The 16,109-nt window shown below is 71.0% G+C and carries 13 protein-coding genes; 11 read left to right on the top strand and 2 right to left on the bottom strand.

Going from position 1 to position 16,109, the window contains the following annotated elements; all coding sequences use genetic code 11:
• Window positions 1-138 precede the first annotated feature (138 nt).
• Window positions 139-1,515 (bottom strand): DUF4331 domain-containing protein, encoded by a 1,377-nt coding sequence (locus FAF44_RS01730; RefSeq protein WP_237101174.1) that lies wholly within the window; start codon window positions 1,513-1,515, stop codon window positions 139-141.
• Between the two features lie 216 nt (window positions 1,516-1,731).
• Between FAF44_RS01730 and FAF44_RS01725 the strand changes: the two genes are divergently transcribed.
• From FAF44_RS01725 to FAF44_RS01710, 4 genes are all read left to right on the top strand, one after another.
• Window positions 1,732-3,453, top strand: a complete 1,722-nt coding sequence (locus tag FAF44_RS01725; protein ID WP_237101173.1) for an ABC transporter ATP-binding protein — start codon at window positions 1,732-1,734, stop codon at window positions 3,451-3,453.
• Between the two features lie 130 nt (window positions 3,454-3,583).
• The gene (locus tag FAF44_RS01720) at window positions 3,584-4,357 is read left to right on the top strand and encodes a MurR/RpiR family transcriptional regulator (RefSeq protein ID WP_237101172.1); all 774 of its coding nucleotides are present in this window, start codon (window positions 3,584-3,586) and stop codon (window positions 4,355-4,357) included.
• A gap of 102 nt (window positions 4,358-4,459) precedes the next feature.
• Complete coding sequence (locus FAF44_RS01715) at window positions 4,460-5,146, top strand: SDR family oxidoreductase (RefSeq protein WP_237101171.1); 687 nt, start codon at window positions 4,460-4,462, stop codon at window positions 5,144-5,146.
• 242 nt (window positions 5,147-5,388) lie between these two features.
• Complete coding sequence (locus FAF44_RS01710) at window positions 5,389-6,330, top strand: RNA polymerase sigma factor RpoD/SigA (RefSeq protein ID WP_237101170.1); 942 nt, start codon at window positions 5,389-5,391, stop codon at window positions 6,328-6,330.
• Between the two features lie 178 nt (window positions 6,331-6,508).
• Here FAF44_RS01710 and FAF44_RS01705 read toward each other — a convergent pair whose 3' ends face one another.
• Complete coding sequence (locus tag FAF44_RS01705) at window positions 6,509-7,435, bottom strand: ABC transporter substrate-binding protein (protein ID WP_237101169.1); 927 nt, start codon at window positions 7,433-7,435, stop codon at window positions 6,509-6,511.
• A 205-nt stretch (window positions 7,436-7,640) separates the two neighbouring features.
• On the opposite strand from FAF44_RS01705, the gene FAF44_RS01700 reads away from it, so the two are divergent.
• From FAF44_RS01700 to FAF44_RS01670, 7 genes are all read left to right on the top strand, one after another.
• Window positions 7,641-8,954, top strand: coding sequence for an ammonium transporter (locus FAF44_RS01700; RefSeq protein WP_237101168.1), 1,314 nt, complete (start codon window positions 7,641-7,643; stop codon window positions 8,952-8,954).
• Window positions 8,951-9,289, top strand: coding sequence for a P-II family nitrogen regulator (locus FAF44_RS01695; protein WP_043616024.1), 339 nt, complete (start codon window positions 8,951-8,953; stop codon window positions 9,287-9,289). The genes FAF44_RS01700 and FAF44_RS01695 overlap by 4 nt, the downstream gene beginning before the upstream one ends.
• 124 nt (window positions 9,290-9,413) lie before the next feature.
• Window positions 9,414-11,639 (top strand): [protein-PII] uridylyltransferase, encoded by a 2,226-nt coding sequence (locus FAF44_RS01690; protein ID WP_237101167.1) that lies wholly within the window; start codon window positions 9,414-9,416, stop codon window positions 11,637-11,639.
• 174 nt (window positions 11,640-11,813) lie between these two features.
• Window positions 11,814-14,690, top strand: a complete 2,877-nt coding sequence (locus FAF44_RS01685; protein WP_237101166.1) for a nitrate- and nitrite sensing domain-containing protein — start codon at window positions 11,814-11,816, stop codon at window positions 14,688-14,690.
• Window positions 14,691-14,711: 21 nt separating this feature from the next.
• Window positions 14,712-15,134, top strand: coding sequence for a roadblock/LC7 domain-containing protein (locus tag FAF44_RS01680; RefSeq protein ID WP_237101165.1), 423 nt, complete (start codon window positions 14,712-14,714; stop codon window positions 15,132-15,134).
• A gap of 81 nt (window positions 15,135-15,215) precedes the next feature.
• Complete coding sequence (locus FAF44_RS01675; protein ID WP_237101164.1) at window positions 15,216-15,524, top strand: DUF742 domain-containing protein; 309 nt, start codon at window positions 15,216-15,218, stop codon at window positions 15,522-15,524.
• Entirely contained in the window at window positions 15,505-16,083 is a 579-nt protein-coding gene (locus FAF44_RS01670) for an ATP/GTP-binding protein (RefSeq protein ID WP_237101163.1), read from the top strand. The genes FAF44_RS01675 and FAF44_RS01670 overlap by 20 nt, the downstream gene beginning before the upstream one ends.
• Window positions 16,084-16,109: the final 26 nt, after the last annotated feature.

Below are 16,109 nucleotides of genomic sequence, written 5' to 3'. Positions count from 1 at the left end.
GGGAGACGGAGCCGGCCGGCCGTGACGGGGAGAACACGGCCGGCCGGCCCTTGCGACGGCGGCAGACGGTGGGAGACGGGTGGCCTGCCGCCGGGGTGGACCGGCCGGCCTGGAGAGGGAACCGGCCGGTCAGGACGGTTATCGCTGGTTGACTGCGACGTTGCCGGGCAGCGGGATGTAGGGGAACGACTGCCCGATGGGCTTGTCGTTGCCGTCCACCTTGTCGGTCAGGCCGGGGATGAGCTTGCCGCTCTGCGCGGCGCCGGCCACCGCCTGCAGCGCGATGTCCACGACGTCGTCGGCGAGCCGCCGGCCGTTCGGGAAGCCCTGCAGGTCACCGCCGAGGACGCCGAGCCTGTTCGGGTCCTTCGCCGGCGGGACGGACATGTTCAGCCGCAACTGCTCCGAGGGGCGCAGCTTGCCGGCGTCCTTGTTGAGCACCTGCGAGTTCAGGTCGGCCTTGATGGGGCCGTTCTGCTTGGCGATGCCGGTCAGGAAGATCTCCACCAGGTCGGTACGCGGGGTCGCGGGCGCCTTGATGCCGTACAGGGCCTGGAGCAGCCTGGCCACCTCCGGGTCGGTGACCCGGTCGACCAGCGCCTTCACGTCCGCGTCCTGCGACGGGTCGAGGGCGTTGTAGGCGTCCTTCAGCCCGGCGGGCGCGACGACCTCGTTGACCAGCGGGTTGCACAGGCGCGAGACCTGCACGTACGAGCGGCCGTTGAACTTGTCGGTGGTGGAGCAGACGCCGATCACGGGGTTGCGCTTGGCGTCGCCCTTGAGCGCCACCTCCGACTGCGGCACCTGGAGGGCCACGGTGTTGACGTTGTAGCCCTTGGCGGTGTCCTGGCCGACCTCGGACAGGTCGCCGCCGTAGAGCAGGTCGAAGACCCGCAGGTCGAGGAAGAACGCCTCGTCCGACTGCCCGGCGAAGGACTTGCCGCCGCCCGGCAGGCTCTTGATGGACTGGCCGCGCAGCGCGCCGTAGTCGGGCATCGACGCGGCGCCGACGTTGCTGGGTGCGACGACGCCGTCGTCCACCAGCGTCTTGGAGCCGCCGGGGGTGATCCGCTTGAGCGTGTAGCGCTGGCGGAAGAGCAGGTTGGGGTCGTCCAGCGAGGTGACGGGGCCGTTGTTGTAGAGGAACGTGGTGGTTCCGCGCTTGTCCTCGTTGCGGAACACCCACTGGTAGGTGATGTCGGTCTTGCCGTCACCATTGTTGTCGATCTTGATGTTGTACCGGGACCGGGTGGCGAACGGGTAGAAGTTCGGGCCGCCCTGCGGCTCCTCGAACGGGATCCAGTTGGCCAGCAGGGTCACGGTGCCGGCTTTGTCGGGGCTGACGAACGCGTACACGTCGGTGTTGTCGTGCTGCGGGTCCCCCGAGATCATCGGCGCTTCGCGATGCGAGGAAGCCGTGCCGGAGTCGGTGCGGAGCGCGGCCGCCGACGTGATGGCGAGCGCCGCGGCGAGGCCGAGTCCGACCAGAGCGCGCCGGTTGGTCCGGAGCTCCATGTTCGGTCCTTTCGGAAAGGGCTGATCGTGACGGACGAGGTTCCGGCCGGGGTTCCTCGACGCCCTATTCGTCCGCGGGCCGCCTCCGGATGTCGGTCGTCCTCCCGGGAATATGCGTCAACCAAAGTTGACATACTTAAGTCGTCAATCTAAGTTGACGCCATCCGGGTGGCACGGATCGCTCTCCTTCGTTCGTTGGAGAAGACGCGAAATATCGTGAAGGGAGATGTGGTGGTCAAGGAACTGCTCGGTTATGTCCGCGTGCACCGGAAGATCCTCGTCCTGGGCGGGTTACTGAGCCTGATCGGCTCGGCGGCGGGCCTGTCGATGCCGCTGCTGGCCAAGTACGTGGTGGACGCCTTCGGCCAGGACCGGTCGATGGCCGGGCCGCTGCTCTGGCTGACCGTGGCCGTGCTGGTCGGCGCGGTCGTCTCGGCCGGGGGCAGCTACCTGATGGAGCGCACCGGCGAGGGCATCGTGCTCGGCGCCCGGCGCAGGCTCGTCGATCGCATGTTGCGGCTCAAGGTCGCCGACGTGGACCGGCTCAAGCCGGGCGACCTGCTGTCACGCGTGACCGGTGACACGACCCTGCTGCGCGCCGTGCTGACCAACGGCATCGTCGAGTCCGTCAGCGCGGCGTTCATGCTGGTCGGCGCGGTCGTCATGATGGCGACCATGGACGGCGTGCTGCTGCTGGTCACCCTGCTGATTGTGGTGGTGATCGGCGGGCTGGTCGCGCTCATCATGCCGAAGATCCAGCGGGCGCAAGCCCACGCCCAGGAGGCCGTGGGCGAGATGGGCGCGGTGCTGGACCGGGCGTTGCAGGCGTACCGGACGGTCAAGGCCAGCGGCGCGGAGGAGCGGGAGATCGCCGTGGTCGGCGAGGCCGCCGCGCGCGCCCGCGACCGCGGTCTGCAGGTGGCCGGCTGGACGTCGCTCGCGGGGGTGGCGACGTGGATGTCGGTGCAGATCGCGTTCCTGGCCGTGCTGGCCGTGGGCGGTTCCAGGGTCGCCGCCGGCACGCTGGAGGTGTCGTCGCTGATCGCGTTCCTGCTGTACCTGTTCTACCTGGTGCCGCCGATCGGGCAGCTCGTCCAGGGCGGGGTGCAGTTGCAGCAGGGGCTGGCCGCACTGGCGCGGATCAAGGAGATCGAGGACCTGCCCGCCGAGGCGGCGACCACCGAGACGCCCGGCGCCGGGCGACCGGCCGGGCTGACCTTCCAGGACGTGGTCTTCCGCTACGGCGACGACCGGCCCGTCGTGCACGACGGCGTGAGCTTCGAGGTGCCGCCCGGCGGGCTGACCGCGCTGGTGGGGCCGTCCGGCGCGGGCAAGTCCACGGTGTTCGCCCTGCTCGAACGCTTCTACGAGCACCAGTCCGGCACGATCCGCATCGACGGCAGGGACATCCGCGACTGGCCGCTCGGCGAGCTGCGCGCCGCGCTCGGCTACGTCGAGCAGGACGCGCCCGTGCTGGCCGGCACCCTGCGGGAGAACCTGCTCTTCGCCGCCCGGGACGCGACGGAGGAGGAACTTCTGAGGGCCGTCGCGCGCACCCGGCTCGACGACCTGGTGTCCAGGCTGCCGGACGGCCTGGACACGGCGGTCGGGCACCGCGGCGTGCTGCTGTCGGGCGGCGAGCGGCAGCGCGTGGCCATCGCCAGGGCGCTGCTGCGCAAGCCCAGGCTGCTGCTGCTCGACGAGGCCACCTCGCAGCTCGACGCGGTCAACGAGCTGCGCCTGCGCGAGGTCATCGCCGAGGTCGCCGAGGAGACCACCGTGCTGGTCATCGCGCACCGCCTGTCCACGGTGACCGGCGCCGACCGGATCGTCGTCATGGAGGGCGGCGGCGTACGGGCGACGGGCACCCACGACGAACTCGTGGGCGCCGACGAACTGTACCGAGAGCTGGCCGCCACCCAGTTCCTGACCGGTTGACCCCGCTCCCCGGCCGGTCCCCCCGACCGGCCGGGATGAGAATGCCGGGCCGGCGACGTTGAAGCGTGGCGTGGCGGACGGATATCACGGTGGGCTCGACTTGCTCCTGGACGGCCGGAGCCTGTCACCCGTGCAACGCAGGATCGCGCAGTACCTCAGCGAGCACCTGGACGAGGCGATCTTCCTGTCCAGCGTCGAGCTGGCCGAGCGGGCGGGGGTCAGCCAGCCCTCCGTGACCCGGTTCGCCATGGTGCTGGGCTTCACCGGCTACCCCGAGATGCGGCAGGCGCTGCGGCCGATGGTGCTGGGCGGAGCCGAGGCGCCGTGGGACACGCTGCTGCGCGGCGCCATCGACTGCGAGATCCGCAACCTCGCCCGGGTCAGGGAGCGCCTGGCGGCGTTGCCGCTCAAGGAGCTGGGCGAGCAACTCGCCGCGACCGAGCCGCTGCCCGTGCTCGGGCTGCGCGTCTCGTGCGGCCTGGCCACCACCTTCGCCTACTACGCCCGCCGCATCCACCCCGACGTGCGGCTGTTCACCCACGGCGGCTCCGAGCTGACCGACGGGCTGCACGCGGCCCGCCGGGCGGGAGCTGAGTGGGCGGTGGCCGTGGTGCTGCCGCGCTACCCGGCGGAGGCGCTGCACGGGCTGGAGTACGCCGCCAAGCTCGGGCTGCGCATCGTCGCCATCACCGACAGGCCCGACTTCCCCGCCGAGATCGTGCTGGACGCACCCGTGGGCGACCGGCTCGTGTTCGACTCGCACGCGGCGCCGCTGGCGCTGGCCATGGCCCTGGTCGAGGCGATGGCCGACGCCGCCCCGCTGCGCACCCGGGCCAGACTCGACGAGTACGAGCGGATGACCGAGGAGACCGGCACCTTCCTGCCCGGCGACCTCCCCCAGTGAGCGCCGCCCCGCCGGCGACCGCGCCGCCCCGCCGCCCCGCCGGGCACCGAGCTGCCCTGCCGACGGCCGCGCCGGCCGCCCGGCCTCAATAAGCTGCCTCCCATGACTGATCGACCGAAGGCGCTGGTCACCGGCGCCTCCAAAGGCGTCGGCGCGGCCGTCGCCACGGCCCTCGCCCCGACCCATGACGTGCTCCTCGGCGGGCGCGACGAGGCGGCGCTGGCCGCGCTGGCCGCCGGACTGCCCGGCGCGCGGCCCTGGCCGGTGGAGCTGACCCGGGTCACGGCGGCCGACGTCGAGGGCATCGAGCGGCTCGACGTGCTCGTGCACAGTGCCGGAGTCAGCGTCCTGGGCCGGATCGCCGACCAGAACGCCGACGTGTGGCGTCAGACCCTGGAGGTGAACGTGGTCGCGGTGGCCGAGCTGACCCGGCTCCTGCTGCCCGCCCTCCGGTCGGCCGGCGGGCACGTGGTGTGCGTCAACTCGGGCTCCGGCCAGCGGGCCAACCCCGACTGGGCCTCGTACGCGGCCAGCAAGTTCGCGCTCAAGGCGTTCGCCGACGCGCTGCGGCTCGAGGAGCCCGCGCTCCGGGTCACCACCGTCTACCCGGGCCGGACCGCCACCGACATGCAGCGCGAGGTCCGCGCCTTCGAGGGCGGCGCGTTCGAGCCCGAGAAGTACCTCACGCCGCAGACCGTGGCCAGGGCGGTGCTCGGCGTCCTCACCGCCGGGCCCGACGCCCACCTCACCGAGCTGACCCTGCGGCCCAGGGGCGGCCGGGTCGACTGAGGAGAAGACCCGCCGGGGGCCGCGCGCGGCGCGGCACGGACGTAGGCTCGTCGCAGCGCGCCGGCCCGCCCGTTCCCCGCGTTCCGCACCCGCTTTTCCTTGCTCACCAGGTCTTTCGTCGTGCTCTCCTCCTTGAGGAGGACATCCAGAACCATCCCGCAGACGTAGTGCTTTAGGGAATCTTTGCCCCTGGCCGGACGTTGGCCGGGTAAGTACGGAGCTGCGGAACGAGGTGCCTGGGGATGGCAAGGCCTACGGGGAGTCGCACGCAGGAGCAGCACGTCGCTGACCGCGATCTGCTGGGGACATACCTGGCCGAGATCGGCCGGGTCCCACTGCTCACGGCAGAGGAAGAGGTGGAGCTCGCCAAGCGGATAGAGGCGGGTCTCTTCGCGGAGCAGTTGCTCGACGGCGGGGGCTCGGAGCCGCGCATCGGGGACGCGGCCGACGAGGAGCTCGAGCGGCTGGCCATCTCGGGCCAGCGGGCCAAGGACGAGTTCATCCAGGCCAACCTGCGCCTGGTGGTGGCGGTGGCCAGGAAGTACTCGGGGCGGGGGATGCCGCTGATCGACCTGGTCCAGGAGGGGAACCTGGGCCTGGTCCGCGCGGTGGAGAAATTCGACTACCGCCGGGGGTACAAGTTCTCCACCTACGCCACGTGGTGGATCAGGCAGTCGGTCGGCCGGGCCATCCACGAACAGGCCCGTCCGGTCCGCCTGCCCACGCACGCGGGGGAGCAGATGACCCGGTTGATGCGGGTCCGCCGGGACATGCTGGCGGAGTTCGACGCCGAGCCCACCGACGACGACCTCGCCGGGATGCTCGACCTGCCCATCGAGCGGGTCCGCGAGCTGCGGCGCTGGGCGTCCGACCCGGTGTCCCTCCAACTCGGGGTGGGCGACGAGGACGAGACCGAGCTCGGCGACATGATCGCCGACGAGACGTGGGCCGACCCCGAGCAGCAGGCCATCGACATCCTGGAGCGCGAGCGGCTCGAGGAGTGGCTGACCGGGCTCGACGGCCCGATGAGCGAGATGCTGCGCTGGCGCTACGGGCTCGTCGACGGCCGCGAGCACACGTTGACCGAGGTCGGCGAGCGTTACGGCATCGGCCGCGACCGCGCCCGGCGCATCGAGCGCGACGCGCTGGCCCGGCTCCGCAAGATGGCCACCGCCGCCGCCTGACCCCACCCGGGGCGCGGCTCGGCCGGGCGTCGCGTGTCAGCCGCCGGCTGTCAGGCGGGCGTCTCGGCCGGCGGAGGCCGACCGGGCCAGGTACCGCCGGCCGTCAGGCCGGGCGTGACCCGGCCGGCGGAGGTCGGCCGGGTGCAGGCCGCGTGTCGGCCGGGTTTCGGCTCGCGGGTCAGGCGAGCGCCGTCAGGTGCTTGTCCAGGTCGTCGAGGATCTTGCCGGCCGCGGTGACGCCGATGCCGAGCATCCAGATCTCGTCGTCCACGTTGAAGGCGTGGCCCGACTTGACCGCGCCGAGGTTCTTCCACAGCGGCCCGCCGGTGACCTCGGCCTGCGACTTGGCCGCCGCCTCGCCGTACGCGCTGTAGAAGATCGCGTCGGCGTCGCCCTTCGCGATGTTCTCCTGGCTGATCTTGCCGAAGCGCTTGTCGTCCTGGTCGGCGAGCTGCTGCGGCTGCGGCCTCGGGATGCCGGCGTCGCCCACCACGATGCCGCTGAACGACTCGGGGCCGTACAGGCGGATCTCGGTCGGCATGAAGCGCACGATGCCGACCTCGAGCTTCGAGAACTTGGCGCCCACTTCCTTGGCCCGTGTCTCGTAGCCGGTCATGAGCTGCTGCGCCTGGTCCTTCTTGCCCAGCGCCTCGGCGTCGAGCAGGAAGTTCTCCTTCCACGTCACGCCGACCCGCTCGGTGAAGACGGTCGGCGCGATCTTGGACAGCTTGTCGTAGAAGGCTTCCTGGCGGAACTTGGAGCCGAGGATGAGGTCCGGCTTGAGCGCCATGACGGCCTCGATGTTGACCTGCTGGAGGGTGCCAACCGGCTTGGTGGCCGACAGGCTCGGGCCGAGGTAGTCGGGCCAGGTCTGGTTCTCCTGGGCCTGCGCCGCGCCGACGGGGACGAGGCCGAGGGAGACCATCGTGTCGAGCTTGTCGGTGTCGAGCACGACGACCCGTTTCGGGGCCATGGGCACCTTGGTCTCGCCCATGGCGTGCTTGACGGTGCGGGTGGGACCCGCGTCCTCGGTGGTGGACGAGGTCCCGCACGCGGTGAGGGCGAGTACGGGAAGCATGGCGGCGATCGCCAGGCGGAGGCGCATGGGCATTCCTTGATCGGTTAGGTAAGGCAAGCCTAAGTATGGCATGAGCCGTTTGGCATTGCGGAAAATGGCCCTGTGAGATGCCCGAAACGCACCCGAAACACCAGTGTGGCGAGATTCACGAATGTGAAACACACCTGGTCGAGCCACGAAACCCCGGGCGAACACGCTGTGGCAACACGTCACATGTAAGGAGGGTCGCGTCGTGAAGATCGACAGCGGCACGACTGCCTGGATGCTAGCGGCCACCGCGTTGGTGCTGTTGATGACTCCGGGCCTCGCGTTCTTCTACGGGGGCATGACCAGGGCCAAGAGTGTCCTGAACATGATGATGATGTCGTTCGGCGCCATCGTCACCGTAACTATCACCTGGATGTTGTTCGGGCACTCCCTCGCCTTCACCGACAACCCCAGCTCCGCGATCAACACGTTCGTCGGCGGCTTCGACGCACTGGGCCTGCAGAGCCTGGTGGACACCGCGACCAAGGACGACGGCACCGGCATGCCGAGCCTCGTCTTCTCCACCTTCCAGATGACGTTCGCCATCATCACGGTGGCGCTGATCAGCGGCGCCATCGCGGACCGGGCGAAGTTCGGCGCGTGGATGCTGTTCACCGTGATCTGGGCCACGGTCGTCTACTTCCCGGTCGCGCACTGGGTGTGGGGCACCGGCTGGCTCAACACCATGGGCATCGAGGACTTCGCGGGCGGCACGGTCGTCCACATCAACGCCGGAGCCGCGGCGCTGGCGCTCGCGCTGGTGCTGGGCAAGCGGCACGGCTGGCGCAAGGAGCCGATGCGCCCGCACAACCTGACGCTGGTCCTGCTCGGCGCGGCACTGCTGTGGTTCGGCTGGTTCGGCTTCAACGCCGGCTCGGAACTGGCCGTGGACGGCACCGCCGGCCTGGCCTTCCTCAACACCCAGGTCGCCACCGCGGTGGCCGTGGGCGCCTGGCTCGTGGTGGAGAAGATCCGCGACGGGCACGCCACCAGCCTCGGTGCGGCCTCCGGCGCGGTGGCCGGTCTGGTCGCCATCACCCCGGCCTGTGGTTTCGTCGACCCCTGGGCCGCGATGGTCATCGGCCTGCTCGCCGGCGCGATCTGCGCCTACGCCGTGGGCCTGAAGTACAAGCTGGGCTTCGACGACTCCCTCGACGTCGTCGGGGTGCACCTGGTCGGCGGTGTCGTCGGCGCCGTCTCGCTCGGCTTCCTGGCCGCCTACCCCTTCCTCGACCAGCAGAGCGAGGGCCTGTTCTACGGCGGCGGCTTCGGTCAGCTCGGGCTGCAGGTGCTCGGCCCCGTCGCGGTCGGCGGCTACTCCTTCGTCATCACGTGGGTGATCGCCAAGATCATCGACAAGACGATGGGCTTCCGCGTCGCCACCGAGGACGAGATCACCGGCATCGACATCACCACGCACGCCGAGACCGGCTACGACCTCGGCACCGTTCACGCCTCCGGCGTGAGCTCCCCCAACGGTCCGGTCCCCGCAACCGCCACGAAGAAGGTGGACGCATGAGGCTCATCACGGCGATCATCAAGCCCTTCAAACTGGATGACGTGAAAGCCGCGCTGGAACAGTTCGGCATCAAGGGAATGACGGTCAGCGAGGCGAGCGGCTACGGTCGCCAGCGCGGCCACACCGAGGTCTACCGCGGCGCGGAGTACCAGGTCGACCTGGTCCCGAAGGTCCGGCTGGAGGTCCTCGCCGAAGAGGATGACGCCGAGGACGTGATCGACGTCATCGTGAAGGCGGCGCACACCGGCAAGATCGGCGACGGCAAGGTGTGGTCGGTCCCGGTCGACACCGTCATCCGAGTGCGTACGGGAGAACGGGGTCCCGAAGCCCTGTGACCCTCGTTACGAGGCCGCGCCAGGACAACGGCGTCCTGGCGAGGCAGGGCAGGGACTCCACCACGGATCCGTGGCGATGCCCGGACGACGGCGTCCGGGCGGAGCCGGGCAAGGGGGCACGACAGTGAGGGGAGAGGCCCGTTCGTACGCCGCGGCCCGCAAGGAGCGGACCGCGGACACCGATCGCTGGCTCAAGGATCTGTTCCGCACGGCGAGCGACGGAGACCACGTCTCGCTGGTCGCCGTCGGAAGTCTCGGCAGGGGCGAGCTGGCGCCCGGCAGCGACCTCGACCTGGTGCTGCTGCACAACGGCCGGGCGGACGTGGCCCGGATCGCCGACCGGATCTGGTATCCGATCTGGGACTCGGCGGCCAACCTCGACCACTCCGTACGCACGGTGGAAGAGGCGGTCTCGGTCGCCCGGCAGGATCTCAAGGCCGTGCTCGGCCTCATCCAGGCCCGGCACGTGGCCGGCGACCCCGACCTGACCAGGAAGGCCAGGGAAGCGGTGCTGGCCGAGTGGCGCGCCGACTCCCGGCGCAGGCTCGGCGAACTGCGTGACGCGGCCGACAAGCGGGCCCAGAACAGCGGCGAGCTGGCCTTCCTGCTGGAGCCCGATCTCAAGGACGGCCGCGGCGGGCTGCGCGACGTGCAGGCGATGCAGGCCGTGGCCGCCGCCTGGGTCGCCTCGGCCCCCGGCCCCCGGGCGCGGGAGGCGTACGAGTTCATCCTCGACGTGCGGCACGCGCTGCACGTCGTCACCGCCCGCGGCACCGACCGGCTGGTGCTGCAGGAGCAGGACGCGGTCGCCGGGCTGCTCGGCCTGCTGGACGCCGAGGCGCTGATGCGCAGGCTGGCCGAGGCCGGCCGCACCGTCTCCCACGCTTTCGACGCCACCTGGCGCACCGTTGACAGGCTGGTGTCAGGGCCGGCCCCGCGTGGCCGCCGCCCGCTGGCCGACGGCGTGGTCGAGCACGCCGGGGAGGTGGTGCTGGCCAGGGGGGTCAACCCGCGCAAGGACCCGGTCCTGGTGCTGCGCGCCGCCGCCGCGGCGGCCGATTCCGGGCTGCCGCTCTCGCCCGCCACCGTCTCGATGCTCGCAGCTCAGTCGCCGCCGATGCCGGTGCCGTGGCCGGAGGAGGCGCGTGACGCGCTGGTGTCGATCCTCGGCGCGGGCCGCGCCGCCGTGCCCGTGTGGGAGGAGCTCGACCAGGCGGGCATCCTTGTCAAGCTGCTCCCTGACTGGGAGCGGGTGCGCCACCGCCCGCAGCGCAACCCGATCCACCGCTTCACGGTCGACCGCCACCTGATCGAGGCCGCCGCGAACGCCGCCAGCCACACCCGCGAGGTCTCCCGTCCCGACCTCCTGCTGATCGCGGCGCTCCTGCACGACGTGGGCAAGGGCTGGCCGGGTGACCACTCGGCGACCGGCGAGGTCGTGGTGCGCGACATCGCGACCAGGATCGGCCTGCCGGCCCCCGACGTCGAGACGCTGGCCACCGTCGTACGCCACCACCTGCTGCTGCCCGAGACCGCTACCCGCAGGGATCTCGACGACCCCGTCACGATCGAGAAGGTCGCGGCGACCGTCGGCTCGCGTGAGGTGCTCGACCTGCTGGCCGCGCTGGCGGTCGCCGACGGGCACGCGACGGGCCCGGCCGCCTGGAACAGTTGGAAGGCCGGCCTGGTGGCCGACCTGGTGCGCCGCGTCAGGTCGGTGCTGGCGGGGTCTCCGCCGCCCAAGCCGCCCACCCTGTCGGCCGAGCAGGCGTCGCTGGCCCGGCACGGCGGCGGCGCGGTCCGCGTGAACGGGGGCGCGGTCACGGTCGTCGCGCCCGACCGCGTGGGCCTGTTGTGGAGCGCGGCGGGTGTGCTGTCCGCGCACCGGCTCGTCGTGCGCTCCGCCTCGTCCGCCTCCGCCGGGTCCACGGCGGTGATCGAGTTCTCCGTCATCCCCGAGTACGGGTCCCCGCCCGATCCCGCGACCCTGGAGGCCGATCTCCGTCTCGTCCTTGCTGGGCGTCTTGACATCGAACAGCGGCTGGCCCGCCGTACCCGCTCGCTCAGGCCGCCGCGGGTGCCCGTCGCTCCACCCCGGGTGACGTTGGTCGATGACGCCTCCGCGACCGCCACGGTGGTGGAAGTCAGGGCCCATGACAGGCCGGGACTTCTGTGGCGTATTGGACGGGCGTTCGGTGAGTGTGGTCTTGACGTGAGGGCCGCCCGCGTGGAGACTCTCGGCGCGGAGGCAGTGGACGTTTTCTACGTCGTGGACCGCGCTGGTCGCCCCCTCACCGACGACGCGCAGAGGGCGCAAGTCCGCGATCAAGTCCTTGCCGCACTGCGATAACCAACAGCACACGACTACCGGTCACGTTTGTAACGATTATGTCCGATATGCCTGATAAGTCAGGTACGCCGGATACGTTGTGGACGATTCATGACCCGTCGCGGGCGGGACGATTGAGGGGTAGCGGGAGCGGTGACTACGGGGAATGCGGGCGGCGACCCAGCCGCGCGGCGAATGCGCGGAAAACGGTCGCTGTCACGGCTCGGCCTGCGGAACTGGCGGGTGCGGTGGCGACTCACAGCGCTGATCCTGGTGCCCACCATCGCCGCCGTCGTGCTCGGGGGAACACGCGTGGTGGAGTCGGTGCAGACCATCGACGTCCACGACCGGACGGCGATCGCGGCCGAGCAGGCCGGCCGCATCCGCGACCTGGTGCAGGCGATCGGGCTGGAGCGTGACACGGGAGGCTGGATCGGCGCCAACCGCGCGCTGCGCAAGCAACTCGCCGACGACCTCACGCAGCGCAAGGCGGCCGTGGACGGGTTGGTCAAGACCGTACGGACCGACCTCGACGCCATCGACGACGCCTACGGCCCCCGCGTGGTCAAGGCCGCGGCCCAGGCGAAGTACGACCTGAGCCGGCTGCCCAAGATCAGGATCGAGGGCCAGACCGACACCATCCGGTACGACTTCCTCACCGACACCCTGCTCAACCTGCACGACGAGCTGGCGCTGATGTCGGACGACTCCCAGATCGTCGGCCAGTTCCGCGCCCTGAGCGCGCTCGCCGCGGCCAAGGAGGAGATGTCCCGCCAGCGCGTCCAGCTCATCCAGAACTCCTATAACCCCAACAGCGCCGACGCCAAGGACGTCGAACAGTTCATCGCCTCCAACGCCCGCCAGCAGGCCGAGATCGCCACCGTCGGGGCCGAGGCCGGCGTCGAGTTCGGGCTGGCGCTGTCCAAGGCGCTGACCTCCAAGCAGGAGTACGTCCGCGTCCAGCTCACCAAGGCGCGCGCGGTCGTGCTGGTCAGCGGCCGGGCGCCGGGCGCCCGCATCACGGACAACCTCATCTCCGCCAGGGCGGAGCGCGAGGAGTGGTTCAAGGACAACACCGCCGCGATCGAGGTGCTGCAGGGTATCGAGAAGGACCTGGCCGAACGGGTGGGCCTGCGCAGCCAGGAGCTGCGCTCCGCCGAGTCGCGCAACGCGATCATCGCGGGCTCCCTGATCGTGGCGCTGCTGATCGTCGTGCTGCTGCTCACCGTCGCCATCGCCCGCTCCATGGTCGGGCCGCTGCGCCGGCTGCGTACCGAGGCGCTGGAGGTGGCCGGGTTCCGGCTGCCCGACGTGGTGCGCCGGCTGCGCGTCAGCGGCGACGCGACCGTGCGCGACGTGCGGCCGATCGAGATCGAGGGCAACGACGAGATCGGCGAGGTGGCCCGCGCCTTCGACCAGGTGCACCGGCAGGCCGTGCGCCTGGCGGGTGAGGAGGCCGAGCTGCGCAGCAACATCAGCTCGATGTTCGTCAACCTCTCGCGCCGCACCCAGACGCTGGTCGAGCGGCAGATCTCGCTGATCGACGGCCTGGAGAAGGGCGAGCAGGACGGCGGCCGGCTGGCCGACCTGTTCAAGCTCGACCACCTGGCCACCCGCATGCGCCGCAACTCCGAGAACCTGCTGGTCCTGGCCGGCCACGACGCCACCCGCCGGCGCAGCCAGCCGGCCAAGCTGGTCGACGTCGTACGCGCCGCGCTGTCGGAGGTCGAGGGCTACGAGCGCGTCCAGATCAAGGTGCACCGTGCCACGTCCGTGCTCGGGAGCAGCGCCAACGACCTGGTCCACCTGGTCGCCGAGCTGGTCGAGAACGCGATCCAGTTCTCCCCGAGCAACTCCCAGGTCGTGGTCACCAGCAGCCTCGTCGAGGGCGGCGGCGCGATGCTCGCGGTGAGCGACACCGGCATCAGCATGACCGAGGACGAACTGGCCGAGGCCAACCGCCGCCTGGCCGAACCCCCCGTCGTGGACGTGTCGGTCTCCCGGCGCATGGGCCTGTTCGTGGTCGGCCGCCTGGCGCTGCGGCACGGCATCCGGGTGCACCTGCGCAAGAACGAGGGCGCCGGCCTGGTCGCCATGGTGCTGCTGCCGCCCGCGCTCATCGCCGACGGGACACAGCAGCCGCTGCCGCAGCGGCCCGCGTTCGGCGGCGGCACCGTGCCCGGCCGCTCCGGGCCGCTCACGTCCTCGACGCCGGCCCCCGCCCCGGGCTCGAACGGCACGTTCAGGTCGTTCGCCAGTTTCGACTCCTTCGACGCCGCGGCCGGCGGGCAGGGGCCGTTCGAGGGCGGGCGGCCCCGGCACGCGGGAGCGCCGTCCGGGCCCGGCGGGTCCGACGGGGTCCCGCCCGCGCCGGGCACGCCCGGCCGGACCTACGACAGCACGCCCGGCACGCCCCGGCCCCCCTCGTTCCACTCCGACCCCGGCCGCGCCGGGATCGCCGGCTTCACCGCCGACACCGACGGCGGCTCCTACCGCAGCCGGCCGGCCTCCCACGACTCCCAGGGCTACCTCTCGTACCCCAGCTCGCCTTCCCTCCCGTCTGGTAATGGCGCGTTCCAGACGCCGGCTCCGTCGTATCCGACGAACGACGTCCGCCGGTCCGAGCCGATACCGGCCGTGGAGGTGTCCGCGCTCGAGCAGGAGCAGGAGGAGTTCCTGCCGATCTTCGCGGCGGTCGAGTCGGCCTGGTTCCGCAAGCCGGAGAACGCGGACGCGGAGCAGCCCGAGGGTGTGGATCATTCCACACCCGCGCAGGCCGTACCCTCTGGGGAGGAATCGTGGCGAACGGCCGCCGACGCCGGATGGCAGGCGGCGGCCAGAGCCAGCGAGCCCAGCCTCGGCGGCGTCACCGCCGCCGGGCTCCCCAAGCGCACCCCCAAGGCCAACCTGGTGCCGGGCACGGCCAGCCGGCCCGCGCAGCAGCAGCCGCAGCCGCAGGCACCGGTGCCTCCGGTCTCAGCGGACCGGATGCGCAGCCGGATGGCCGGCTTCCAGCAGGGTGTGCGACGGGGCCGCCAGGAAGTACGTGGACAGGAGGACAAGAGTGAGTAAGCGTCCCGCCGGGGAGGATGCGTGACAACCCTTAGCCATGAGGCGCACAAGTTCGACTGGCTGATCACCGACTTCGTCCGTAACACGCCCGGAGTCGCGCACGCCGTCGTGGTCTCCGCGGACGGGCTCTGCCTGGCCACCTCGGAGGGCTTCCCTCCGGACCGGGCCGACCAGCTCGCCGCGGTCTCCGCCGGCCTGCTGAGCCTGACCGTCGGTGCGTCCAGGGTGTTCGAGGGCGGCGCGGTGACGCAGACCGTCGTGGAGATGCAGCGCGGCCTGCTGCTGGTCATGGCGATCAGCGACGGGTCCGTGCTGACGGTTCTGGCGGGTCCGGATTGTGACATGGGCCTGGTGGCATACCAGATGACGTTGCTGGTAGACAGGGCTGGGCAAGCGCTCACGCCCGCCCTGCGCGCGGAACTCCAGGCCGCCAGGACCCGGTAGATGTGATGGAACTGAGGGGAGCGGGCCGTGTACGGCTCTGACGGGACCGGGGACGAAGAACCCCTGTTCCGTCCTTACGCGATGACGGGCGGCCGATCGGAGCCGCGTTACCAGATCGCGATGGAGACGCTGATCTCGTCCATGTCGATCCCGGACGACGAGATGGCCCTGCTCACCCCCGAGCAGGCGACCATCATGCAACTGTGCAGGTCGTTCCGGTCGGTCGCCGAGATCTCGGCCCTGCTCCGCGTCCCGCTGGGCGTGGCCAGGGTGCTCGTGGCGGACATGTCCGACGAAGGGCTCGTCCGCCTGCACCAGCCACGCCTCAGCCAGGGGCAGCCAGACCTCAACATGCTCGAAAGGGTGCTCAGTGGACTACGCAGGCTCTAGCGCCGGCCTCACCTCGACGAAGATCGTGGTCGCCGGCGGCTTCGGCGTCGGCAAGACGACGTTCGTGGGGGCGGTGTCCGAGATCCTCCCGCTCACGACCGAAGCGGTCATGACCGACGCGTCCGCGGGCATCGACGACCTCGGCCTGACGCCGAACAAGCAGACCACGACCGTGGCGATGGACTTCGGCCGCCTCTCGCTCGACCGCGACCTGATCCTCTACCTGTTCGGCACGCCCGGTCAGCACCGCTTCTGGTTCATGTGGGACGACCTCGTACGCGGCGCGATCGGCGCGGTGGTGCTGCTCGACACGCGCCGCCTGGCCGACAGCTTCCCGGCCATCGACTACTTCGAAGAGGCCAAGCTGCCGTTCGTGGTCGGCATCAACGGCTGGGACGGCCAGTTCCCGCACTCCGACGGGGAGGTCAGGGAGGCGCTCGCGCTGTCGCCGCAGGTGCCCATCGTGCGTACCGACGCGCGCAACCGGGAGTCGGTCAAGGCGACGCTGATCTCGCTGGTCGAGCACGTCGTACGGCTGCGCTCGTCGGCCGTCCACTAGGGACGTCCACCGGTCACTATCCTGTG

Source organism: Nonomuraea sp. MG754425, from assembly GCF_021699195.1.
Lineage (GTDB): Bacteria > Actinomycetota > Actinomycetes > Streptosporangiales > Streptosporangiaceae > Nonomuraea.
Note: the sequence above shows the minus strand (reverse complement) of the source record. Positions and strands in the feature narration are given on the sequence as shown.

What these genes read in the sequence shown, in the direction of transcription:
- FAF44_RS01730 (WP_237101174.1), bottom strand. Translation starts at nt 1,515, where the DNA reads ATGGAGCTCCGGACCAACCGGCGCGCTCTGGTCGGACTCGGCCTCGCC.
- FAF44_RS01715 (WP_237101171.1), top strand. Translation starts at nt 4,460, where the DNA reads ATGACTGATCGACCGAAGGCGCTGGTCACCGGCGCCTCCAAAGGCGTC.
- FAF44_RS01710 (WP_237101170.1), top strand. Translation starts at nt 5,389, where the DNA reads ATGGCAAGGCCTACGGGGAGTCGCACGCAGGAGCAGCACGTCGCTGAC.
- FAF44_RS01705 (WP_237101169.1), bottom strand. Translation starts at nt 7,435, where the DNA reads ATGCGCCTCCGCCTGGCGATCGCCGCCATGCTTCCCGTACTCGCCCTC.
- FAF44_RS01695 (WP_043616024.1), top strand. Translation starts at nt 8,951, where the DNA reads ATGAGGCTCATCACGGCGATCATCAAGCCCTTCAAACTGGATGACGTG.
- FAF44_RS01685 (WP_237101166.1), top strand. Translation starts at nt 11,814, where the DNA reads ATGCGCGGAAAACGGTCGCTGTCACGGCTCGGCCTGCGGAACTGGCGG.
- FAF44_RS01675 (WP_237101164.1), top strand. Translation starts at nt 15,216, where the DNA reads ATGACGGGCGGCCGATCGGAGCCGCGTTACCAGATCGCGATGGAGACG.